Below are 22,534 nucleotides of genomic sequence, written 5' to 3' on the forward strand. Positions count from 1 at the left end.
TCTGCGGATTTTACGCTCTTTCTGGAACGTTCTCCAATACATACTTGATTATGGTTTCTGTTGGCGTGCCTGGACCAAAAATTTCTTTTATTCCAATTTTCTTCAGTTCTGCAATATCTTCTTCTGGAATTATTCCACCTGCGAAAACCATCACGTCCGTCAAGCCCTTCTGAGAGAGTAACTCCATTATGCGTGGAAAGAGAGCCTTATGCGCTCCAGACAGAATGCTCAATCCAATGACGTCCACGTCCTCTTGCAGTGCAGTCTCAACAATCTGCTCTGGAGTCTGCCTCAACCCCGTGTAGATTACTTCCATTCCAGCGTCTCGCAAAGCGCGGGCTACGACTTTAGCGCCTCTATCATGGCTGTCAAGTCCTGGCTTCGCAATTAACACTCTAATTTTCTTTTTACTCTGCATGTTTTTTCGCCTCTCTAAATTATGATTAACTCCTTATATTCTCCGTAAACTTTTCGCAGCACGTCAGTAATTTCGCCCAATGTCGCATAGGCTTTTACTGCTTCTATTATTGTTGGCATGAGATTTTCATCCTTCTCTGCTGCGTAATGCAGCTTTTCAAGCGTTTCTTTCACTTTTCTGTTGTCACGTTCCCTTTTTAGTTTTTGCAGTCTGGCGACTTGTTCTTTTTCAACCTTTGGGTCGACACGTAAAAGTTCTATTGGACATTTTTCCTCTTCAATGGTATACTCGTTGCAGCCTACGATTATGCGTTTTTTCTCGTCTACTTCCCGTTGATATTTGTAAGCGCTGTCTGCGATTTCTTTCTGGAAAAAGCCTTTCTCTATTGCTGCAATTGCTCCACCCATATCGTCAATTTTTTGGATGTATTCCATGGCTTTCTCTTCCATCTCGTTCGTTAATTCTTCAACGTAATATGAACCGCCAAGCGGGTCAACTGTGTTAGCTACCCCGCTTTCGTAGGCGATTATCTGCTGCGTTCTCAAAGCCACTCTAACAGACTCTTCGGTTGGTAGGCACAAGGCTTCGTCAAATGAGTTAGTATGTAACGATTGGGTTCCGCCTAAAACAGCAGCTAACGCTTGAATTGTCGTGCGCACAATGTTGTTTAATGGCTGTTGCGCCGTCAGTGTACACCCAGAAGTTTGAACGTGCATACGCATCCACATAGACCTCGGGTTCTTAGCCTTAAACCGTTCCTTCATGATTCTCGCCCAGAGTCTTCGGGCTGCGCGGAACTTGGCGATTTCCTCAAAGAAGTCGTTGTGGGATGCGAAAAAGAAGGACAAGCGATGTGCAAACTCGTCCACTTTTAAGCCTCTTTCCAAGGTGGATTCTACATAGGCTATTCCATCATAAAGCGTGAAAGCTAATTCTTGAAGGGCTGTAGCGCCAGCTTCGCGAATGTGGTAGCCGCTTATGCTGACTGGATTCCATTTTGGCAAGTGCCTAGCACAATACTCAATAACGTCTGTGGTAAGTTTCACAGAGGGCTTCGGCGGAAAAATGCACAATTTCTGAGCGAAAAACTCCTTCAAATTATCGTTCTGTGTGGTTCCGCCAATTTTTGTTCTCGGCACTCCTTGTTTATCGCCAACCGCAACGTACATGGCAAGAAGTATGGGTGCTGGCCCGTTTATTGTCATTGAAGTTGTAACCTTGTCCAAGGGTATACCGTCAAATAAGACTTCCATGTCCTGCAAAGAGGATATGGCTACTCCGCACACGCCCACTTCGCCCTTCGCCATGGGATGGTCTGAATCGTAACCCATAATCGTAGGATAATCAAAAGCCGTGCTTAAGCCAGACTCGCCTTCCTTCAGCAAATATTTAAACCGCTTGTTAGTGTCTGCAGCAGTGCCGAAACCCGCGAACATGCGCATAGTCCATAAACGCCCACGATACATTGTCGCGTGGACGCCGCGTGTGAATGGATATTCGCCTGGAAAACCCAAATCACGCATGTAATCTAAGTCTTTAACGTCTTCGGGCGTATACAAACGTTTTATTAGCATTCCAGAGTGATTTCTGAATTCACTCTTGCACTCTTTGCATTGTTCCAGCCATTTTGGAAGCGTCGTTTTTTCCCAGCGTTCACGTTCTTGTTTAAGTTCTTTAATCTGTTTTTCATCAAATATTGTCATGCTCTGCCTCCATTAAGGAGTCGTTACTTTGTGAGGAACATATGAGTATCAACCCTAAAAAGATATTTTCTTATCGGTTAAAAATTCCTGTTTTTACGTTAAAAATAAAAAGGCAACAGATAGAGTGAAAGCTTGTCATCTTGGGCTTTTGAAAGGAAAAAGGATGCTTCAAATCACTGGCGGTCAGTGCTTAAACTTCAGTAGACAAGCAGCAGCTGAAAATCCCCATCCATATCCAAGCATTGTAATAACGTCTTCTTCAACAAGTTTCGTGTTCGAGATGATTCTTTCAAGAATAAACGGTAAGCTTGCACCGGCCAAATTGCCATATTCTCTTAGAATCTCGTGAGATTCCTTAATTTTTTCGTATGGAATCTCGTTACGCTCGGCTAAGGCAGCGAGTATTTTTTCGCTGCCGGTGTGAACTGCCCATTTTTTAACCATTTTTATGGCGTCTCTGCTGGTTTTGCCAAACAGTCTTTTAAGAGCCAAACTTGTGTATTTAACTCCGAGTTCTGGAATTTTTCTATCAAGATGTGAATAGAAACCAAACGAAAACGGCTTGTTTGAAGCTGAAAGTTTTGCGTATCCTGCTAAGTAATCTTTTTTTCCAACATTTGTTACTTCCACATTTTTCTCCACAGTTAAGCCTTCTCCCTTATTGGCAACAACACACGCGGCTGCACCATCACCGAAAAGGAAAAACTCCATAGTTGCAACCCACTTTTGCAACTCAACACGCCTTTTAGCCACGCTTTTAATTTGATTTATTTGTCTAATTTCCATAACGTTTGTCATGCCACGCACTTGATTTTGGAACCAGTAGGAGCTTACTCCGGAAACGCAGATGAGCGCGTAATCCTTCGGATGTGCCGCCAGATAGTTTTCTGCAAGTTCTAAGGCTTTGGGAAAAGCTGTGCTGGCTATTCCTTGAGCATTAACATGCTTAATGTAAGGCGTGAAGCCGATGTTGCGAACTAGAAGTTGGCTGAGTCCGGGACTCAAGAATGGAGTGGCGTCATAGGCTGCAATAAAATAGTTAATATCCTTCGCAGAGAGACCAGCGTTTTGAACAGCGTTTTCACATGCTTCAGAGCATAACTCGATTATTGCGTCTTCGTTCATGGCTTCTTTTGCGTCTGGATGGTTGATAAGGTAGCGCCGCTGAACCCCAAGGTTAAGCACGTTTTGTTTGACGCGTTCTGGAAGCGAACATGGAAAAGTTTCTAAAAGCTTTTCTGTTGAATACTCGTTTTTTGGCAAGGCTGCGCCTAAATTGAGTATTTGCATATCAGTGAAATTGCTAATTGAGGTTATAAAAGGATTCTTGAAATGTTTCATGTTGACTATGGCATTATTTTTCCACAAAAATCTTATAGTTGTTGGAATCAACTAACTACACTTTCAAAATTGAGGTGGAGAAATTGACGAAAAAAGTCGGAATAGTCGCAGGGAGCATATCAAGATTTGACAATCCAAGACACACTTTGCAAGAAGAGATGTGCGCAGAAGCTGTTAAAATGATATTGGACGACGTGCCAAACTTACAACTTGGAGATTTCATAAGAAAAGGCTATGCATGCTGCTACTCCTACTTCAGCGACATCCTAGAACAACAACAATGCATGCACTGGATAATCCACGATTACTTAGGCTTAAGCGGTGTGCCCGCCTATCGAGTTGAATCTGGCGGAGCTACCCCAATCGACGCAATAGTAAACGCAGCATTATGGATACGTTCAGGCATGTTTCCAGTTGTTCTCGTGGTAGGATGGGAAAAAATGAATGAACTGCCAATACAGAAAGTCAACGAAGCCATAGCCATCGCAGGCGACACAGACTGGGACTTCGTTTCAGGCTTCACCTATAACGCTTTCTACGCCACACTTGAAACCCGCCGAATGCACGTTTACGGCGAAACAGAAGAAGACTTAGCAGAAGTCGCAGTTCTATGCCACAACAATTCGCTTGACAACCCCTATGCACAATGGCCCGCCCAACATGGCTTCAGCAAAATCACGGTGGAAGACGTCTACAAATCACGCTTAATCTCTTGGCCATATAGGCTCTATGAATGTGCAATGACAAGCGAAGGCGCATCAGCTTTGCTTTTAGCGAACGAAGAGATGACCAAGAAATTGACGGACAATCCGGTTTGGATTACTGGCGTAGGCTTTGGAACAGACACTATGAGACCTGGAGACCGCCCAGACAATCCAGCATGGAAAGGCTTGTATCCAGAAGACGAAAAAATATGGCCTAAAGAAATTCCACGCCCTCTGTCACCTTACCCAGATCTAACCAACTTTGGTTCACTTCGCGTAGCCGCAAGAATGGCTTATAAGGATGCTGGCATCAAGAATCCAAGAAAAGAAATAAGTTTGGTCGAAATCTTTGACCCATACGCAGGCGTGGTTTTAGCTGGACTAGAGGATTTTGACTTCTGTAAGAGAGGCGAAGGAAAGAAATTACTTCGAGAAGGAGTGATCGCTCCGCACGGTGAACTTCCATGCCAACTCAGCGGTGCTCTGACAGCTCAAGGACATGCAGTTGGTTCAACATCAATCGCCCAAGTTGTTGATGTGTATTGGCAACTTAGCAACCAGATAGGCAAAAAATGGGGTGCTCCAGGCAGACAACTGAGCAACCCGAAGAGAGGCTTCATACATGGACACGGCGGCACAGGATGTCAAGCTGGCGCCGTGGTTTTGGAGGTGTAGCAAATGAAACAGCCTGGTCCAGAAAAGCTAATCAAAGAAAAGAAAATCGACGAAGAATGGTGGACGGAATGGGAACGTAAAGGTGGCTGGAGACCTGAAGGGTGGAAAATAATCGAAATGAACGATGGCCCTACATTGAATGACCTAAAACCTGAGCGATTTCTAATTGTGCATAGACCTCATGGTAGCGTGTTTCATCACAGCTATGGCAAGGTTTCAAAATTCTTTATGGGGCTTTTAGAAGGGAAACTCTACGGAACAAAATGCCCAAAATGCGGACTAGTTTATTGTCCCCCACGTGCGCATTGCTATAATCCCAAATGTAGACTTCAAGAGACAGAGTGGATTGAGCTTCCAAAAAGAGGCGAAGTGTTTTCATACACTGTCATGGCGATTGCGTGGCCTTCCATGGCTCACCTACAGCCGCTGGTCGGTGCAATGGTACGCATAGAAGGAACAAACACCTGCTTGCCTATGACCATGAGAGACATTGACCCAGAGAAAGTGAACATTGGCTTAAAAGTGAACATACACATCGAGAAGCAACCAAAAGGCGACCTCTTAGACGTTTACGCTACACCCGCAGAAGAACCAAAACCGCCAAAACGAACGCCTGAAGAGCTAAAACGCTTCAGAGAAGACATGGAAAAAACGCGGGCTTGGGTTAGGAAAACATTCGGACCCAAGTAACATCCTTTCCACTTTTATCTTTTTTCAGATTTGTTCGTTAATATTTTCTTACATGAAAAACTTGGTGACTAACTGAAGAAATTTAAATACTCGTTCAAACATTATTCGACTTTCTACAATGGGCATAAGCTCTTAAGAGGAATTAGGCTTTGAAGGGAAAACCTCTTGTCTCAATTGTTTCTGCTGGTTTATCAAAATTTGGAAAACTAGAAGGCTTATACGCAAGGGAAATTTTTGCAGAAGCCGCCAAGGAAGCGTTTGACCGCTGCCCAAACCTAAACCCGAAGAAAGACATTCAAGCCTTGTTTGTTGGACACATGGGCGAATCCTACGAGCACCAGGGGCATACTGGCGCAACAATGGCTGATTGGGCTGGGTTGCTGCATGTTCCAGCCACGAGAACAGAAGCTGCGTGTGCTTCTTCAGGAGCCGCCTTGAGAGCCGCAGTTTACGCTGTGCTTTCAGGCTTAGCTGATGTTGTGATGGTTGGCGGTGTTGAAAAGATGACGCATAGAAGCACGGCTGAAGTTACGGAATATTTAGCCATGGCTTCAGATTATCCTTTCGAACAGTGGCATGGCATAACCTTTCCAGGATTATATGCGCTTATGGCGACGGCACATATGCACAAATATGGCACAACAGAAAAGCAGTTGGCAGCTGTTGCGGTGAAAAATCATTATCATGGCAGCCTAAACCCTAAAGCGCACATGCAGAAGGAGATAACGCTTGAAAATGCCTTGTCTTCACGTGTCATTGCTTGGCCTCTCAAACTTTATGATTGTTCGCTTATTACTGATGGAGCAAGCTGCTTAATCTTGACAAAGCCAGAATTAGCCAAAAAATACACTGACACACCAGTGCACATAATAGGCAGTGGACAAGCAAGCGACACCATCGGCTTGTATGAACGGGAAAGTTTCACTTCGCTTACGGCAGCGCGGTTAGCCGCTAAAAAAGCGTATGAAATGGCTGATGTTAAACCCGAGAACATTGACGTGGCAGAAGTTCACGATTGCTTCACAATAGCTGAAATAATTGCTTATGAAGACCTGGGATTCTGCAAACCAGGCGAAGGTGGACACTTAACGGAAAAAGGAGAAACAAAACTCGGAGGAAGAATACCAGTCAACACTAGCGGAGGATTAAAAGCTAAGGGACATCCAGTAGGCGCGACTGGAACTGGACAAGCATACGAAATATTCTTGCAGCTTACAGGACAAGCGGACAAGAGACAAGTGAAAAACGCGGAAATAGGCTTAACACATAATGTTGGAGGCTCAGGAGCGACTGCCACAGTTCATATTTACAGGAGGGGATAAAAAAATGGCGGAGCAAACTCAAGCCTTCACGATAGAGCAGTTTTACAAGCACTTACTTCAGGGAAAACTTATGGGCGCAAAATGTAAAAAATGCGGAAAAGTGCACCTTCCACCGAGACCATTATGTGACAGTTGCTTCTCAAAAGATTTCGAGTGGATTGAACTTTCACCTAAAGGAAAACTGCTAACCTACACGGTTATTCACGTGGCGCCTTCACAATTTCAGGGAATGGCTCCGTACGCTGTTGGTATAGTGCAGCTTGAAAGTGGTGTGAAAATTCCAGGAATGATAAGAGCTTCTCCAGAACACATAAAGATAGGAATGCAGCTTACGATGGATTTTGGAACATGCGCAGCGACTCAGCAATGGCCACAGTGGCCTAGATACTTCTTCAAACCAGTTTAGAACGCAACATTTAAGCAGTTTAATTCTTACCTTTTTTCTGCGATTGTTATGGAAGAATATTACAGAAGACGCGCAGAGGAATATGAAGAAATTTATCATCGAGATGACCCGGCTCGTCGAGAAGAACTGCAAATTTTGGCAAACGCGTTAAAGAAAACATTGAAGGATAGAAAGGTTCTTGAGATAGCGTGTGGAACTGGGTATTGGACGCAGATTCTGTCAAAGACCGCACGTAGCATAGTAGCGATAGATGTTGCACAAGAGATGCTTGAAATTGCAAAAAGGAAACTTTATGAATGCCCCGTTCATTTCTGCAAGGAAGACGCGTATACCTTAGCCTTTAAAAAAGGCGCGTTTAATGGAGGACTAGCGAATTTCTGGTTTTCGCATATTCCAAAAAGCAAAATTGACTGTTTCATGCAAGGGTTTCATCGAATTTTGCAAAGCCGCTCTAAAATGTTCATTGCAGACAATGTTTACGTTTCGGGTGTTGGAGGAACATTAGTGATTAGGAAGGGAGAAGAGGACACGTATAAATTGAGGAAACTAAAGAATGGAAGTGAACATTTGGTTCTTAAAAATTATTTTTCCAGAGAGGAACTTGTGGAGATTTTCAGTAAATATGACCGCGGATTTGATATAGAAAACGTTTTTTATGGCAAATGCTTCTGGTATGTGACTTACACGGTGCAATAGGCTACTCTGTAACGGCTTTTTCTAATATACTCCTTATGTTTCTGGAGTTTTGTTGATGTATTCTATAAGCGTTGGCAAATCCGTAATCGACGTAACAAAATAGTTTGCGCCAGAACTGATTAGTTCTTTAGGAGAAGAAACGCCTGTAGGCAACCCCACAGCAATTGCCTTCACTTCTTTTGCACACTTCATGTCGCTGACGCCGTCTCCAACAACCATAGTTTCTTCAGGATTAGCCTCCAACGCCTTTAAGGTGGCTTCTAAATGCTCAACGTTTGGCTTAACGTATTTCACGTTGTCGCGTGGAGTTATCGCATCAAAAAACTCCGCTATTTTAAATCTTTTCAAAATGTAGTCGGTTGATTTCTTACTGTTTATTGTACACACGCCCAACTTCAACCCCATTTTCTTCAGACTCTTTAAAGTTTCCAAAACGCCTGAAAGCAAACTCGTAGTTTTCGCCGCTTCCAACTCGTATTTTTCAGCTATCTCCAAAGCTTTCTTTCGAATTTCTGTAAACACTTTTTCTGGTTTATTGTTGTTTTTGAGGAAAATTTCAGCTTTTTTCAACATTTCAAAAATGCTTTCGTTTATGGATAAAACTGAAGCTGGCAAGCCTTTATTTACGAGGAAACTTCTAACTTCTGCTCTTACGACGCGATAATCTACATTGAAGCTTGCAAGCGTTCCGTCAAGATCAAAGATCACAGCCTTAATCATTGCGTATCCTTCACTTTTTGGGAGTTTAATCCTAAAAGGTTTGGACGGAAATAAACTTTGTTATGCAACTCTCAGCCTTAACAAAACCTGTAAGAAGAGTAAACTGAATAACCCGCTTCACATAATATTAGTTTTATTGATGGAGTATGAGCATTGAGGATTATACAAAAGAAAAATTGTGGCCAATACTCATTGAAACAGTTCACGCACTCGTCATGTATCCGCATCATAAAGCTTACACAAGAGAAGTCGTTCTAAACGAAAAATCAGACACGTCACCGACTGAGTTAGCCGCAAGATTAAGAATCCCTTTAGGCGAAGCACTGGTCATTTTATATGAATTGATTAACGAGAGAAACATAATAAAAGGAGCTTCTATCGAAGGAGCTAACGAACATTCTTCTAAGGCTTTGTAATCATTCGCACAGTTGCCAAGATGAGAATCATGCCCAACAACACTTTGAGGATGTCCTGTTCTATGACATTCGCATAAGACGCGCCTATCAACGCACCAAAAACCGACCCCACACCCATTAATATTGCAATTATTGTGGCTCCGCGGTTTGTGTGGCCCATCTGATGATGTTTAACAAAGCCCATGGCAACGGTGGGTATGGAAACCAGAAGGCTCGTTGTTCCAGCGATAACGATGTCGAAAGTGAAAAGGTAGATTAACGCTGGAATACGAAATTCTCCGCCGGCAACTCCTAACGTTCCAGAAATAACTCCTATAATGATGCCTATTAGAATAGCCAACGCTGTTTCTTGCCACATATCCAGTGTGAATGTGAATGGCGAAAAGGGAATGTGAATGAAGGGCTCAAGTCCAATTTTTAATCCGATGACGATCAAGAAAACAGCTAATATCTTTTTTAATGGTTTTTCAGGAATTTTGTTAGTTAATAACGCTCCTAAATAGGCGCCTCCGATTGAGCCTATTGACATGGCTAAGCCGACGTTGATTGCATGTCCGTTGAGGGGGTTCAATTGGATTCTTCTCAAAAATGAAACTAACACTGTTAACAGTCCAATAAGAAGATTGACTGCGATTGCCGTTACGACGGGAAGCCCAAGTATGTAAAATAGTATGGGAATGCGGAATTCTCCTCCACCCACACCAATTAAGCCCGCTACTGCCCCCATGAAAAAACCAAAGAATAATGCCGCTGTTACCTTTTTTATGGATACATTTGAATTGTTAAGGATGCCGTTGCCTCCTCAAGGTTCGATATGCTCTGTTAGTCATAACGAAGTAAACTTATAAGCATAACGAAACAAATACCACTAAACGCATGTCCACCCAAAAAACGCTCAAGCTTTCATGCAAAATATGGATAGAATACAAAGGAAAACCCGTTCTAGGCAAAGGCGGAGCCGAAATTTTAGAGCAGATAGAAGAGGAACAGTCTATTTCAAAAGCCGCAAGAAAACTTGGCATGTCCTATCGTTACGTGTGGAGCTACTTGCAAAAAATGGAAAAAATCCTCGGCGAACCAATAATACAAACATACAGAGGCGGCAAATCCGGAGGCGGAGGCGCAAGGCTAACGAAACTTGGCAAAACTTTGTTAAATGAGTATAAGCGTGCAGAGCAGCACTTTGAGAAGGTTATCGAAGAAGAAAAACAACTAAAATTATGAATCGAACAAGCCTATTCTACTACGTAGCGGTAGGCTATGTGCTCGCCTGCGGTTGCGCTTTTCCTAATTATTCGCAGTATATCGCCGGGTTTAGCGCCTATCGCTTTGACAGCAGGGTCTGAAGCCTTAATCTGGGGTAACTGGTAAGGTTCAACCTTATACTGCGCGAGTAGCTGTTTCTTTTCCTCTTCTGTTATGATTTCATGTTTTGGAACAAGCTTATGCTCAAAGAGGTCGAAAACTGGGAAGGTTTTGGGCAGAAGCTCGATTTTCTTCTTTTTGGCGCTCTGTTTTACAGCGTGAGTGTATCTTCCGCCAGTGATTATTATGCCTCTTTCAATGTTTGCGTCTTTCATGGCTTTCTGCAAGCGGTTAATGTCTGTTATGCCTACGGTGGCTTCTTCTGGAATACACCATATGATGGCTTTTTCTTTTTCTTTGGGAATGTCAACGATGAAGCTTGTGGCTTCTTTATGTTTCTCTTTTTTTATGAGTTTGTATCCGCGGAGTTTGATTAGAACTTTAGCTTTGCGTTCCTCTATGCTTTCCTCTTCTTTGCTCAAATCATAAACCTCTAGTTAGCGGAACATTCGAAACCTAAACGAAGCCTTAAACCTTTAAACTTTACGCTTTGCAATTAGAGACCCTTCAATTTACTAGGCAGTTCGTAAAGACTACTGATGCAATATGCTTCCTCTACATGCTGTACTATTCTTTTGCGGTCTATAATTATCGGCGTTATTCCAACATTGCGCGGTCCCACCATGTCCCATCTTGGGTCGTCGCCAACGAAAACGCAGTCCTGCGGTAACGCTTGCAATTTTTCTAGCGTGTATTCAAAAATTTGTTTTGCTGGTTTTCGCCATCCCACATCTCTGCAGAAAGCAGCGACATCCGCATATTTGCTTAAGCCTAACCGTTCTATTTCTTCACGCCAAAGAAAAGCTGGGCTTCCCCATGTTGTGTTGGAAACAATAGCAATCTTGTAGCCTTCAGCCCTCAGTTCCTTAAGAGTTGGTACTGTGTCCTCGTAAAGGTGGCTTCTGGCAAAAATTGGCTTCATGAAACAGCAACACATGTCCTTAACAACTTCATTTGACCCTACTAACTCAGTTATCTGAAAAATTCGGATGAGACGCTCTTCTAAAGGTCTAACGCGATAATCGCTAGCTTCATAATTTTCTTCTTCCACTCTGCTCCACATGACATCAGAAGCAACGTGGAGAAGACACTTTTTGCGAAGATACGTCTGCACTTCAGTGATGGCTTGTTTGAGAATCTCTGGAAACTCGCGCCTCTCAAAATAGTAAGCTAGAGTGTTGCCAAGGTCAAACAGCACAGTATCTTTCACGCTTGAAGCCTTCTCTGTAACATTTCATAATAGAAAATTCAAATTTCTCTTTATGCCTTTAAATGCGTAGTATTACGTTTCCAACATATCCCTTTATGGCATCAGCGAATTTGGTGATGTGTTCTGGCGGGTAAGGCTTAACAGCTTGGAAGCTCTTGTCCAAGGTGTCTTCTGGAATAAACTGTTGAAAAGCAAAGGTTTTTGCACCTTTCGCAAGTTCAGCTATTTTGTGTAAGTCTTCAGAATCAACGAAGCTTGGAACCACAGTTGTTCTGAATTCATATTCTACTTTTCCAGTTTTCAGAATCTCAATAGTTTGCAGCAACGGCGAGAAATCCTTAGCGCCTAGACGGGGATACTTTTCTAGAGAAGTTTTCACATCCAACGCCACATAATCCACATGCGGCAAGCATTCTTCCAGCACTTTCGGATAAAACCCGTTAGTGTCAAGCTTAACCGAGAAACCCTTCGCTTTAAGTTTCTTCAGGAAACGTGGCATTTCCTTATGCATTGTTGGCTCGCCGCCAGTCACTACAACAGCATCCACAAATTTCTTGCGGCTCTCCAAAATCTTAAGGGCAGCTTCTTCTTGCAAAAATGGAGGTTTAGGGTCTACGACTATTCGCCAGTTGTAACAAAAAGGACAACGTAAATTGCAGCCTGGCGTGAATAATACGGAGGATATTCTGTTTGGAAAGTCTATGAGGCTTGTTTTTTGTATGCCGCTGAATTTCATGCTTTTTCTCTCACGCTGGCACTGTTGCAATTGCTGGCATGACGGCTGATTTGTCAAAAGTCTTGCGTATGGCGAATTCTGCTTGTTTTCCGTCGTTCCATTGGTCAACTGGGCGTAAGTAGCCGACTACTCGCGAATAGACTTCGCAGTTTGCGCCGCATGTGGGGCATTGTTTGTGTTCGCCGTTAATGTAGCCGTGTGTTGGGCATATGCTGAATGTTGGCGTCAACGTGAAGTAAGGTAGACGCGAGTTCCAAGTTACTTTACGAATTAGTTCAGCCGCAGCTTTCCATGAGTAAAGTCTTTCGCCTAAGTAAATGTGAAAGACTGTTCCGCCAGTATAGAGCGTCTGAAGTTGTTCTTGATGTTCCAATGCTTCGAACAAGTCGCCTTCGTAGTCCACTGGCAACTGCGAAGAGTTCGTATAAAATGGTTCGGCGCCTTTCGCCAGATATTTCTCGTTAGCCACAATTATATCTGGATATCGCTTTTTGTCCAGGCGTGCAAGCCTATAGCTTGTTCCTTCAGCGGGTGTTGCCTCGAGGTTGTAAATGTTTCCTGTTTCCTCTTGGTACTCAACCAGTCGTTCCCGCATGAAATTTAGCACTTTAACTGCGAAGCCTAAGCCCTCAGGCGAAACTATGTTGCATCCAAGAAGGTTCAGAACAGCTTCGTTTAATCCAATCAAACCTATCGTTGAGAAGTGGTTCTTCCAGTATTTTCCATAGGTTTCTTTAACATTACGCAGGTAACGTCTCGAGTATGGGTATAAACCGTTTTCTGTGAAGTTTTCCAAACCTTTGCGTTTTATTTCTAAGCTGGTTTTGGCGATTTCCATGAGCGCGTCTAGTCGCTCAAAAAATTCGTCTTCATCCTTTGCTAAATAACCGATTCTTGGAAGGTTCAACGTTACTACGCCTATAGAGCCTGTCAACGGGTTTGCTCCGAAAAGTCCTCCGCCTCGCTTATAGAGTTCTCTATTGTCTATTCTTAGGCGGCAGCACATGCTGCGTACGTCTTCGGGTTTCATGTCGGTGTTTATGAAGTTGGAAAAGTATGGCACTCCATATTTGGCGGTTACTTCGAAAATTTTCTGTGTTATTGGCGAGTCCCAGTCAAAATCTTTTGTCACATTGTAAGTGGGTATTGGAAAGGTGAAAACTCTGTTTTTGGCGTCTCCTTGACCCATTATTTCTGCGTAAGCACTGTTGAATATGTCCATCTCTTTTTGCATGTCGCCGTAAGTTTCATCTGCGACGTTTCCGCCCATGATTACTTGCTCGTCTTTCATGAAATCTGGAATTTTCAAATCTAAAGTCACGTTTGTGAAGGGTGTTTGGAAACCAACTCGTGTGGGTACGTTCATGTTGAAAAAGAATTCTTGAAGCGCTTGTTCAACATCTCTCTGGCTTAGCCCATCGTAACGTATGAAGGGAACTAGGTAAGTGTCAAAGTTGCTGAAGGCCTGAGCGCCTGCGGCTTCGCCTTGGAGAGTGTAGAAGAAGTTGACAATTTGCCCGAGTGCAGTTCTGAAGTGTTTTGCAGGTTTGCTTTCAATTTTTCCCGGAACACCGCCGAACCCCGAGAGTAATAAGTCTTTTATGTCCCAGCCGACGCAGTAGGGTCCCAAGACGCCTAGGTTGTGGATGTGAATGTCTCCGTTGAAATGTGCTTCTGCAATGTTCGGCGGGTAGATTCGTGTTATCCAGTATTTTGCTATGATTGTGGATGACAAGTAATTGTTTAAGCCTTGCAGTGAATAGCTCATGTTTGAGTTTTCTTTGACACGCCAGTCCTCAATGTCCAAATATTGGTCCACAAGGTCTGCAGAGCTCAAAAGCGCAGCTAATTCCCTAAGATCCTGGTGCTGTTTCCGATAGAGAATGTAAGCTTTAGCCGTTCGCGCATGTCCATCTTCGATTAATGTTTTCTCAACTATGTCTTGAATCTCTTCGACTGTTGGAACGCCTTCGTCTCCAAAACGTTTACGCAGTTCAGCAACAACTTTGTCGCTTAACTGTTTGGCTTTTTCGCGGTCTTTTCCGCCGACAGCCTTTGCGGCTTTCCAAATGGCATTTGTTATGCGTTCTTGGTCGAAGGGTTCTAATCTTCCGTCACGTTTTCTTACAAACTTCACTTTTTCACCTCAAGGAGCACTTTTCTAAAGTCTTCAGGCTCTTCAAATTGCCTATAAACAGACGCGAAACGAATGTATGCTACACGGTCTAAGCCTTTCAAATATCTCATGACGAGGTCGCCGATTTCTTGCGAGGTGACCTCTTCTTTGCCGTGGAGCATGAGGTCTTGTCGGACACGTTCCGCTAACTTGTGAATTTGGTCCATAGTTACGGGTCTTTTTTCGCATGCTTTCTGAAGTCCGCGGATAATTTTGTTGATGTCGAAGCGTTCGAGTCTGCCGTCTTTTTTGCGGACCATGAGTTCTATGGTTTCCACATACTCGTAGGATGTGAAGCGTTTTCCGCAGTCTACGCATTCTTTGCGTCTTCTAACAGTGTTGTCTGGTGAATCTCTTGTTTCAAGAGTTTTGAGGTTTTCAGACCCGCAATATGGACACTTCATATGCTTCCCAATTTTAGTGTTTTGTTAGCTAAAGTAGACGCTAAATGTAGAGTTTAATTATATAAGATGTTTCTACAACAATATGGAAATACTTGACAAAGCATGTTAACAGAACATGTTCATGTTAAACATTATCACAGAAAACAAATGATGGCAAAACAGACTTTTTTGGACGAAAGAAACTCAATTTCAGACGATACATGGCATGCTTAAAATTTTCCATAAAAATCCAAAAATTAAGAAGCTATTAATGGTTGTTAACATTCTTTCTTAAGACAAAAGACCATTTCCTTTCTTCCTTGTTTGCGAATCCGAATTTTCTGTAAAGCCGCAGTGCAGGCGCATTCAATTTTGATACTCCAAGCTCAAGCCATTTCTTATTCAACCGTCTAGCCTGTGTTTTAGCGTACTGAAGTATGTATGTGGCTATGCCGAATCTTCTATATTCTGGAGCAACAGCCAAACTGCTAATGTACAAAGCATCTGGCTTTTCTCGTAAAACAAACATCCCAATAACACGCTCGCCACACTTAACAAAATGACGCCTTTTCCTGAAGAACACGATTTCTAATGCTAGGATATATGGTATCGCCGCTACATGCGACAACAATTTGGGGCTTCCGAAAAATAGGGCTTGTCCTCGTTCGCCATTTTTGAAAAACTGGAAGTTGAGCAGGTTGAAGTATAAATGCCCCGTTTTTCTGACATGCTCAACTTTAAGAAATTGGTGAATGTTTTTCAAGTGATTACCTCTTTTGAAGGTTGTAATCTCTTTGAGTTAAAGTTTATCAATTGAGTCTTTTTATAGAATGTTGGTTTATGTGTCGATTTGGGATATATTTGGTTATGGAAATAAGTATCTTATAACTTGCTATACACGATGTCTAGTGGCGAGCAAAATGATGCACACAACAAACATCATAACCATACTAAAAACACAAGAAAACACCTTAAACATAAAAATAAAACAGATGAAAAAGAAGAAAACCACAGATGAGCTAGCCATATTAGAAGTTTTCAGCATGAAAGTAGGCAATGCAATATTAAAGAACGTGTGCAACGCCCTATGGATGACCCACCTATTCAAAACGTCAATTTTAGTAACTAAAACGCCATTAACAACGCTCAAGTCCATAGCAAAAGCAGTAATCAATAAATTACCTAATAGCATCAAACAACTTTATGTCTAACATCAAAAGCGAAAATAGCACATTCACCTTAGGCTATTTACAAAAAGAAGATATACTACAATATCTCGAGCAGATGCGCATCGTTTTCGGACAAACCAGCGGCGTGGACACTTTCACCTAAAAACTAATCAATCCTCACCCAACAATGACGCTCAAAAACTTCTTAGTCATCAAACATCATGACAAAATCGTCGCAACCCTCAACTTGATTTCAGTCGAATGGAGCATCGGCGGAATACCTCTTCAAGTGGCGGAGATGGGACAAGTTGCCACGCTCGCCGAATATCGTCATCGAGGACTTCAGAGAAGGCTTGTAGAGGAATTCCACAAGCAAGCGGCAGAGCAAGGATACGACCTCTGCGCCATCGAAGGAATCCCCTACTTTTACCGTCAATTCGGATACGAATACGCATTGCCACTTCTCGAAGAAACAAAATTAGGCGTTACACTATCAAGATTATAGTAGAAAATGGATTATTCACGAAAATTTATAGAATAGAAAACTGTGCAGACAGAACCTCGGTTTGAATCCGCTTGTCTTCGTGCAGTTGCTGCTGGGATATAGAAGCCGGCAGGAACCTGAGATGATTTATCCAGATTTTATCATAAGACAAACTCATAAACATTTGATTGACGTGTTATTCCCAAAATTGCCATTGTATATTCACGCAACATACTAAACATTTATTATACTCTTTCAAACTTGTGCTTTAAAGGCTAAACTATGACATTTAAAATTCGAAACTTCACAGAAAAAGACTTGCCAGTCCTTGTCAAACTGCTTAACGACGCATACAAGGGCACATATGAGTTTACGCCTTACACTGAAGACAACCTTCTTTCATGGATTCGGGAAGGAAAATTCACTATTCTAATGGTAGAGGAAAATGGCGAAGTCATAGGTTCCGTTTCATACAGAAGTGGACATTGGGGCGAAGAAATCCAGTGGCTCGTCGTTTCCCAAAGACCTAACAAAAAGCTTGTAGAAGACACGTTGGTTCGTGAAATTGAAAAGCACGTTAAAGGAGAAACAGTCTTTTCCGTCGTTGACGCTGGAAGCCCAAAAATTAACGACTGGATTGAGAGAGGCTACATGCCAGAAGGCGGGCTATATCATATGATAGCAAAGCTTGACGGCAAAAAGCCTCTTCCAGAAATTCCAGAAGGCATCATTTTGCGCACTTTAAAGCCCGAAGAGGAAAAAGCATTTGTCGAAGCCGTTAACGCTGGATTCGGCTGGGAAAGAATGCAGCAAGGAACAATTGAACGGTGGAAAAAAGAGCATAAGGTCTTCAATGAAGAATGGATTCAAATCGCAGAATATAATAACCAAATAGTTTCTGTCGTGGTTGCCAAACCAGACACAGAATACAACAATTTCTTTGGAGCAAAACGCGGCTACCTCGGACCCGCAGCTACGCTTCCTGAGCATCGCGGCAAAAACTTAGCTTCAGCACTAACACGTAAAGCGATGAATTTTCTTTTTGAGAAAGGATTTGACTCTGTTGCGTTATACACTGCAGAGCAAAACTTGCCTTCTGTGACGCTTTTACAAAAACTCGGTTTTCAAATAGGGCACCATTGGAAATTCATGAAGAAAACCCTGTCTAAACGCAACGGCTAAAACATTAAAAACTTAAAATTTGAGAAGATAATTGGGAAAATTTTATGGAAAAAACTTTTGAAAATCTACTTGCGCATCATTTCTTTTTCGATGTCTAATTCTCTGACTCTTGTCTCGATGAACTCTGCAACTTTTTCTTGACTGTATCGCTTTTCTTCTTCTTGCTTCTTTAACTGTTCTTTTATTGTCGCTAAGACTTTGTCCATGTCGAAGGGCTTCATTATGTAGGCGTCTGCGCCTCTGTTCACGGCTTCAACTGCATTCTGTAAAGTCGGATAGCCAGTGATGATTACCTTGCGGATTCTTGGTGTTGTTTCTCGCATTCGCGTTAGAAGTTCTATGCCTTCCATGTCTGGAAGCCTAATGTCTATTAGCGCGACATTGTAGAACTTTTTCTTAGTGGCTTCTATTGCCTTTTTAGCTGTGTCCACTGATTCAACGGTGTATCCTTCTTCTTCAAGTATTGTCACTAACACTTTTCTTATGTTTTCGTCATCGTCGACAATGAGGATTCGAGCGGTTTCACCCATAATTTTTCACCTCCTTCTTTCATTTTCGGCTTAATCGGAAGGGTAACAGTGAAGGTTGTTCCCTTTCCACGAGCACTTTCCACAGTTATACAGCCGCCATGGGCCTCCACAAAACGCTTGCAGATTGGCAAACCGAAACCCATTCCCTTGGACTTCGTTGTGAAAAGCGGCGTCCAAAGTTTTCGCAATGTTTCTTTTGACATGCCGACTCCTGTGTCTGAAAAGGTGATTTCCACTTTGTCCTTTACTTTTCTACTCTTTATTGTTAATACTCCGCCTTTAGGCATTGCTTCTATGGCATTTTTAATCAAGTTCATGAAAACTCTCTTCACTTTTTCAGTGTCAACCTCCATTTTTGGCTTGTGTTCAGCAAAGTTCTTCACTTTAACGTTAGTTGGGACGCCCACAATTGACAGGACTTCTTGCACTAACGTTCGAGGGTCGCTTTCTATTGCCTCAAGTTCTATTTCTCTTGAGTAGTCCAGAAGGTCGTTTATTATCTTGTTCGAGTAAGCTATGTTCTTCTCTATTAGTTCCAGCATCTCCTTTATTTTCTCGTTCTCTGAACTCAATCGCTTTTTAAGATAATACTGGGCGCCTGCAATGCTTGTCAACGGATTGCGTAAATCATGCCCAACCATTCCAGCAAGTTCACCGATAACCGCAAACCTTTGCGCTTTAAGCAATTGTTCCTGAGATTTCTTCAATTCGCGAGTTCGCTCTTCTACTTTCTGTTCAAGCTGCCCAGCATACGTCTCAAGCTGTTCTCTTGCTTTTCTCAAGCTTTCAATTAGCTGAGCGTTTTCAATTGTTATTGCTGCTTGATGCAGGAAAAGTTCCAAAGGAACCAGCGATTCTTTTGTTGGTTTTCGACCGTCTACTGGGTCGTCCATAGTTAACAAGCCGACTATCCTTCCCGTAGGCGTACGAAGTGGAGCATAAACCATATCTTGCGGATGCCAGTCAACCATTTCCTCTTCGGATAATCTGCTTGGAACTGCACTCATAATGGTTACAGCCACATCTTGGGGCGTTCCAGGCGGGACATTGAAAGCATGTTCTCTGATCCAAGGATCGTTCCATGGTAAGTAGTAGAACTCTCCTATCCTATACTTTTCAAACTTTGGTCCTAGACGTTCTTGCCATACACGTCCTGGCGCTCTTCTTTTCATCAAGAGCCGTCTATCTTCTGCTGTGAGCCCAGCTGTAACGATTTCTTTTCTGTCGAGGTTTTCGTCTGTCAGCGAAATTACGACTCTTCGCCATCCAAAGTTTTGAATAGCTTTCGCGATTACCTTAAGTCTTGTATGCATGTCTTTAATGTGCATGATTTCCGTGCTGTTTTTCATGAGATTCTCCAGTTTTTTAGAAATCTCCTTCAGTCGTTCTCGCCTTCGAAGGTTGCTTATTGCGATGGCAATGTGAGAGGCGAGTAGGTCAAGTAATTCTTTGTCTTCTTCATCGAAAGCCGCAATTCTGTCGCTTTCAACATTCAACACGCCTAAAACCTTGTTTCTTAGTTTTATGGGTACGGCAAGCTCTGAAAGCATGCCTTCCGTTCCAGCTTCAACGTAGGCTTTATCTTTTCTAACGTCAGGAACAAGAACGGTTTTTCCCGTCCTTGCTGCTCTGACGGTTATGCCCTTTTGTCCATCCAAAGGTAGATTGAATACTGGCCCATTCATTAGCCCGCGGGTCGCAGCTAGTCGCAATTTCTTTCCTTCAACCACGAAAACGTCGACAAAATTGAACCCTAAAACCTTCTCCATGGCATTCAAAGTGATAGTGCAAATTTCGTCCAGATTCTCTGCTCTGTTTAGACTTCTGGCATAAGCGTTTAGCGCGGATAGTTTTTCTTGCCTTTTGAGGTTGCTTAGGGCAATTGCAGCGTGAGAAGCCAATATTTCGAGAAGTTTTTTGTCTTGTTCGCTAAAAGCAGCTGTTTTTTTGCTTTCTACATTCAAGACGCCTAATACCTTTTTTCCTATTTTAATTGGCACAGCGAGTTCAGAGCGGATGCCTTCTCCGCCTTCAACGTAGGCTTTATCTTTTCTGACATCTGGAACGAAAATGGGTTTGCCGGTTCTCGCAACTCTTGTAGTTATGCCTCTTTCTCCGTCTAATGGCAGTTTAATTGAGAAATTTTTGGAATAGCCTCTGTAGCCTACCATGCAGAGCATTTTTCCTTCTATCATGAGAAGCGAAGCGTATTCAAAACCAAGAGTTTTTTCAGTAGCATCTAATGTTAATTCGTAAAGCTCTTTCAAATTCTTTGCCATGTTCAAGTTTTGGCCATAAACGTTCAATGCAGAGAGGCGTTCTTCAAAACGTTTTCTTTCATTTTCCATTTTCTTACGTTCAGTGATATCGCGCAAGTGAACGATTGAACGTACTTTACCCTGCGAATCTTTTATGATTGTGACTTTGGCTTCAACGTCTCTTTCTTCTCCATTCTTCCGAACAATTCGGAATTCATATGGCGATTGTATGCTTTCGCCTTTTTGGCGGCGTATATATCTAGATTCGACTAGAACCTTGTCTTTTTCTGGGAGATATTTTCTGAAATCTTGTCCAATAATTTCCTTCTTGGGATATCCGCTCAAGTTTACAGCTTGGTCGTTAACGTAAACTATTCTGAAATCATCATCTATGATTACGATGGTATCATGAGAGTTTTCTACTACTGAACGGAAAAGTTCTTCACCTTCGCGCAGTGCATTTTCAACAAGTTTTCTTTTGGTTATGTCTTGGACAACTCCAAATTCTCCAATAATTTTTCCATTCTCAATTAAAGGAACACTAGTGAACTCTCCAACTAGATATTCGCCTGACTTTGAACGAATACGCAATTCATAAGATGAGGCAGCCTCACCTTGAAGTGCTTTTTGAAAAGTTTCCATAGCAAGAGGCAAATCATCAGGATGAATAAGAGGCACGAATGATTTGCCAAGCCACTCATGACAAGACCAGCCAGTGACTTCTTCAAATTTTGGATTTAGTGAAGTAATTGTACCATCAAGTGAAAGTGTATAGATAACGACTGGTGCAGTTTCGATTAGTTTTCGGTAGCGCCTTTCACTCTCTCTCAGCGCTTCCTCCATCCGTTTATGTTCCGTAATATCACGGGCGATGCCAAATTGTCCAATAAGTTTTCCATTCTCACGCCAAGGTATGCCCATGAACTCTCCTATTAAATATTTCCCGGATTTTGAGAGGACACGCAGTTCAACGGGCGGCAATCGTGCTCCACGCGAAATTTTTTCGAATGCTTCTTTAGCGCGAGGCAAGTCCTCTGGATGTAAAATTGACGCGAAATTTTTGCCCAACCATTCTTTTATCGGCCAACCTGTTATCTTTTCAAAAATCGGATTCAGGGACGTTATCGTACCTTTCGGAGAAAGTGTATAGATGACTATTGGTGCGTTTTCAATGACGTGACGGTAACGTTTTTCGCTGATTTGAAGTGTCTCCTTCAGTTTTTGGTGTGCCGTTATATCTATGGCTATTCCGAACCGAACATACTTTTTTCCTGGCCATTCAATCGCTTTGTCAATGCACTTGTACCATTTCTTGTTCTTTTTGTTTTGCAACTCTCTTATGCAAGTTCTTTCAGTTCCTTTTCTAACAAGTTCTTTGTTAGTACAGAATGGACATGGTTTTCTTCTTCCGTGAAAAATTTTATAGCATTTTTCTCCGACGATTTTTGCGCCAAATACTTTTCTTGTTTTTTTGTTTGCAAATAATATCTCGTAGTTTTCAGGGTCTACCACGTATACTATTTCATCTATGCCGTCTGTGAGAACGTGTAACATTTCATAAACGTGCCGAAGCCTATCCTTAACCTTGCTGCAACTACAACTTTTCAGCATCGTACCGCGTACTCCTCCTTAACTGTTAACCATTTCTTCACGTTCTCCACAGATTCCAGAAAATCCGCGCTCTCAGAATTCTTGAACTCTAAACCAAGTTTCTCATACAGACGCGACAAAATGAGCTTTTCAAGATATGACGCACCAGGTCCAAAAATTTTCTCAAGAGCTTTTGTAAATTCTGTCAGATTGGCAGGTATATTTTCTTTTTCTATTTTGAAAGAGGCTTCCAGATGGAAAAGTATGGCTTGTTTAGGTGAATCTCCTAAGGAGGATAAGCTTTCTTCCACTGCTGACAATAGAATCTTGCTAAAGTTATTTTGTGGCAAATTATTACCT

The 22,534-nt window shown here is 42.4% G+C and carries 24 protein-coding genes and 1 pseudogene; 10 read left to right on the plus strand and 15 right to left on the minus strand.

The window, feature by feature from the left end; all coding sequences use genetic code 11:
- Nucleotides 1-10: 10 nt before the first annotated feature.
- The 3 genes from QXW63_01695 to QXW63_01705 form a co-directional block, all read right to left on the minus strand.
- On the minus strand, nt 11-418 hold the full coding sequence (locus tag QXW63_01695; protein MEM3460613.1) for a cobalamin B12-binding domain-containing protein: 408 nt from the start codon (nt 416-418) through the stop codon (nt 11-13).
- 14 nt (nt 419-432) lie between these two features.
- The gene (locus tag QXW63_01700; GenBank protein ID MEM3460614.1) at nt 433-2,121 is read right to left on the minus strand and encodes a methylmalonyl-CoA mutase family protein; all 1,689 of its coding nucleotides are present in this window, start codon (nt 2,119-2,121) and stop codon (nt 433-435) included.
- Between the two features lie 183 nt (nt 2,122-2,304).
- On the minus strand, nt 2,305-3,513 hold the full coding sequence (locus tag QXW63_01705) for a 3-oxoacyl-[acyl-carrier-protein] synthase III C-terminal domain-containing protein (GenBank protein ID MEM3460615.1): 1,209 nt from the start codon (nt 3,511-3,513) through the stop codon (nt 2,305-2,307).
- A gap of 32 nt (nt 3,514-3,545) precedes the next feature.
- On the opposite strand from QXW63_01705, the gene QXW63_01710 reads away from it, so the two are divergent.
- The 5 genes from QXW63_01710 (at nt 3,546) to QXW63_01730 (ending at nt 7,955) form a co-directional block, all read left to right on the plus strand.
- Nucleotides 3,546-4,841, plus strand: coding sequence for a thiolase domain-containing protein (locus tag QXW63_01710; protein ID MEM3460616.1), 1,296 nt, complete (start codon nt 3,546-3,548; stop codon nt 4,839-4,841).
- Nucleotides 4,842-4,844: 3 nt separating this feature from the next.
- On the plus strand, nt 4,845-5,531 hold the full coding sequence (locus QXW63_01715; GenBank protein MEM3460617.1) for a Zn-ribbon domain-containing OB-fold protein: 687 nt from the start codon (nt 4,845-4,847) through the stop codon (nt 5,529-5,531).
- A 149-nt stretch (nt 5,532-5,680) separates the two neighbouring features.
- On the plus strand, nt 5,681-6,853 hold the full coding sequence (locus tag QXW63_01720; GenBank protein ID MEM3460618.1) for a thiolase domain-containing protein: 1,173 nt from the start codon (nt 5,681-5,683) through the stop codon (nt 6,851-6,853).
- 4 nt (nt 6,854-6,857) lie between these two features.
- On the plus strand, nt 6,858-7,259 hold the full coding sequence (locus QXW63_01725; GenBank protein MEM3460619.1) for a Zn-ribbon domain-containing OB-fold protein: 402 nt from the start codon (nt 6,858-6,860) through the stop codon (nt 7,257-7,259).
- 48 nt (nt 7,260-7,307) lie between these two features.
- A complete protein-coding gene (locus QXW63_01730; GenBank protein MEM3460620.1) occupies nt 7,308-7,955 on the plus strand; it encodes a methyltransferase domain-containing protein in 648 nt (215 codons plus the stop codon).
- Between the two features lie 33 nt (nt 7,956-7,988).
- Here the strand turns inward: QXW63_01730 and QXW63_01735 are convergent, their stop codons facing one another.
- Nucleotides 7,989-8,675: an HAD family hydrolase gene (locus QXW63_01735; protein ID MEM3460621.1), complete on the minus strand. Its 687-nt coding sequence runs from the start codon at nt 8,673-8,675 to the stop codon at nt 7,989-7,991.
- A 146-nt stretch (nt 8,676-8,821) separates the two neighbouring features.
- Here QXW63_01735 and QXW63_01740 point away from each other — a divergent pair, with 146 nt between their 5' ends.
- A complete protein-coding gene (locus QXW63_01740; protein ID MEM3460622.1) occupies nt 8,822-9,091 on the plus strand; it encodes a hypothetical protein in 270 nt (89 codons plus the stop codon).
- Here the strand turns inward: QXW63_01740 and QXW63_01745 are convergent.
- Complete coding sequence (locus QXW63_01745) at nt 9,078-9,881, minus strand: sulfite exporter TauE/SafE family protein (GenBank protein ID MEM3460623.1); 804 nt, start codon at nt 9,879-9,881, stop codon at nt 9,078-9,080. The genes QXW63_01740 and QXW63_01745 overlap by 14 nt on opposite strands.
- Before the next feature lie 86 nt (nt 9,882-9,967).
- Between QXW63_01745 and QXW63_01750 the strand changes: the two genes are divergently transcribed.
- On the plus strand, nt 9,968-10,315 hold the full coding sequence (locus QXW63_01750; GenBank protein MEM3460624.1) for a LysR family transcriptional regulator: 348 nt from the start codon (nt 9,968-9,970) through the stop codon (nt 10,313-10,315).
- Nucleotides 10,316-10,326: 11 nt separating this feature from the next.
- On the opposite strand, the gene QXW63_01755 is transcribed toward QXW63_01750, so the two are convergent.
- From QXW63_01755 to QXW63_01785, 7 genes and pseudogenes are all read right to left on the minus strand, one after another.
- A complete protein-coding gene (locus QXW63_01755; protein ID MEM3460625.1) occupies nt 10,327-10,575 on the minus strand; it encodes a DNA-directed RNA polymerase subunit H in 249 nt (82 codons plus the stop codon).
- Between the two features lie 9 nt (nt 10,576-10,584).
- A pseudogene (locus tag QXW63_01760) lies at nt 10,585-10,878 on the minus strand (restriction endonuclease).
- A 74-nt stretch (nt 10,879-10,952) separates the two neighbouring features.
- Entirely contained in the window at nt 10,953-11,666 is a 714-nt protein-coding gene (locus QXW63_01765) for an HAD family hydrolase (protein MEM3460626.1), read from the minus strand.
- A gap of 58 nt (nt 11,667-11,724) precedes the next feature.
- Nucleotides 11,725-12,402, minus strand: a complete 678-nt coding sequence (locus QXW63_01770) for an anaerobic ribonucleoside-triphosphate reductase activating protein (protein MEM3460627.1) — start codon at nt 12,400-12,402, stop codon at nt 11,725-11,727.
- Nucleotides 12,403-12,412: 10 nt separating this feature from the next.
- A complete protein-coding gene (locus QXW63_01775) occupies nt 12,413-14,539 on the minus strand; it encodes a ribonucleoside triphosphate reductase (GenBank protein MEM3460628.1) in 2,127 nt (708 codons plus the stop codon).
- The gene (gene nrdR, locus QXW63_01780) at nt 14,536-14,982 is read right to left on the minus strand and encodes a transcriptional regulator NrdR (protein ID MEM3460629.1); all 447 of its coding nucleotides are present in this window, start codon (nt 14,980-14,982) and stop codon (nt 14,536-14,538) included. Before nrdR ends, QXW63_01775 begins: the two co-directional genes overlap by 4 nt.
- Nucleotides 14,983-15,229: 247 nt before the next feature.
- Entirely contained in the window at nt 15,230-15,724 is a 495-nt protein-coding gene (locus tag QXW63_01785) for a GNAT family N-acetyltransferase (protein ID MEM3460630.1), read from the minus strand.
- A 157-nt stretch (nt 15,725-15,881) separates the two neighbouring features.
- Here QXW63_01785 and QXW63_01790 point away from each other — a divergent pair, with 157 nt between their 5' ends.
- The 3 genes from QXW63_01790 to QXW63_01800 all read left to right on the plus strand — a co-directional run bounded on the left by QXW63_01790 (nt 15,882) and on the right by QXW63_01800 (nt 17,796).
- Entirely contained in the window at nt 15,882-16,172 is a 291-nt protein-coding gene (locus tag QXW63_01790; GenBank protein MEM3460631.1) for a hypothetical protein, read from the plus strand.
- A gap of 145 nt (nt 16,173-16,317) precedes the next feature.
- Entirely contained in the window at nt 16,318-16,635 is a 318-nt protein-coding gene (locus tag QXW63_01795; GenBank protein MEM3460632.1) for a GNAT family N-acetyltransferase, read from the plus strand.
- A gap of 261 nt (nt 16,636-16,896) precedes the next feature.
- Entirely contained in the window at nt 16,897-17,796 is a 900-nt protein-coding gene (locus QXW63_01800; GenBank protein ID MEM3460633.1) for a GNAT family N-acetyltransferase, read from the plus strand.
- 65 nt (nt 17,797-17,861) lie between these two features.
- Here QXW63_01800 and QXW63_01805 read toward each other — a convergent pair whose 3' ends face one another.
- From QXW63_01805 to QXW63_01815, 3 genes are read right to left on the minus strand one after another with little or no spacing between them, the layout of a single operon-like run.
- On the minus strand, nt 17,862-18,326 hold the full coding sequence (locus QXW63_01805) for a response regulator (protein MEM3460634.1): 465 nt from the start codon (nt 18,324-18,326) through the stop codon (nt 17,862-17,864).
- The gene (locus QXW63_01810) at nt 18,278-22,195 is read right to left on the minus strand and encodes a PAS domain S-box protein (protein ID MEM3460635.1); all 3,918 of its coding nucleotides are present in this window, start codon (nt 22,193-22,195) and stop codon (nt 18,278-18,280) included. Before QXW63_01810 ends, QXW63_01805 begins: the two co-directional genes overlap by 49 nt.
- Nucleotides 22,189-22,494, minus strand: a complete 306-nt coding sequence (locus tag QXW63_01815) for a hypothetical protein (protein ID MEM3460636.1) — start codon at nt 22,492-22,494, stop codon at nt 22,189-22,191. The genes QXW63_01810 and QXW63_01815 overlap by 7 nt, the downstream gene beginning before the upstream one ends.
- Between the last annotated feature and the right edge of the window lie 40 nt (nt 22,495-22,534).

This window comes from Candidatus Bathyarchaeia archaeon (genome assembly GCA_038873195.1).
Lineage (GTDB): Archaea > Thermoproteota > Bathyarchaeia > Bathyarchaeales > Bathycorpusculaceae > DSLH01.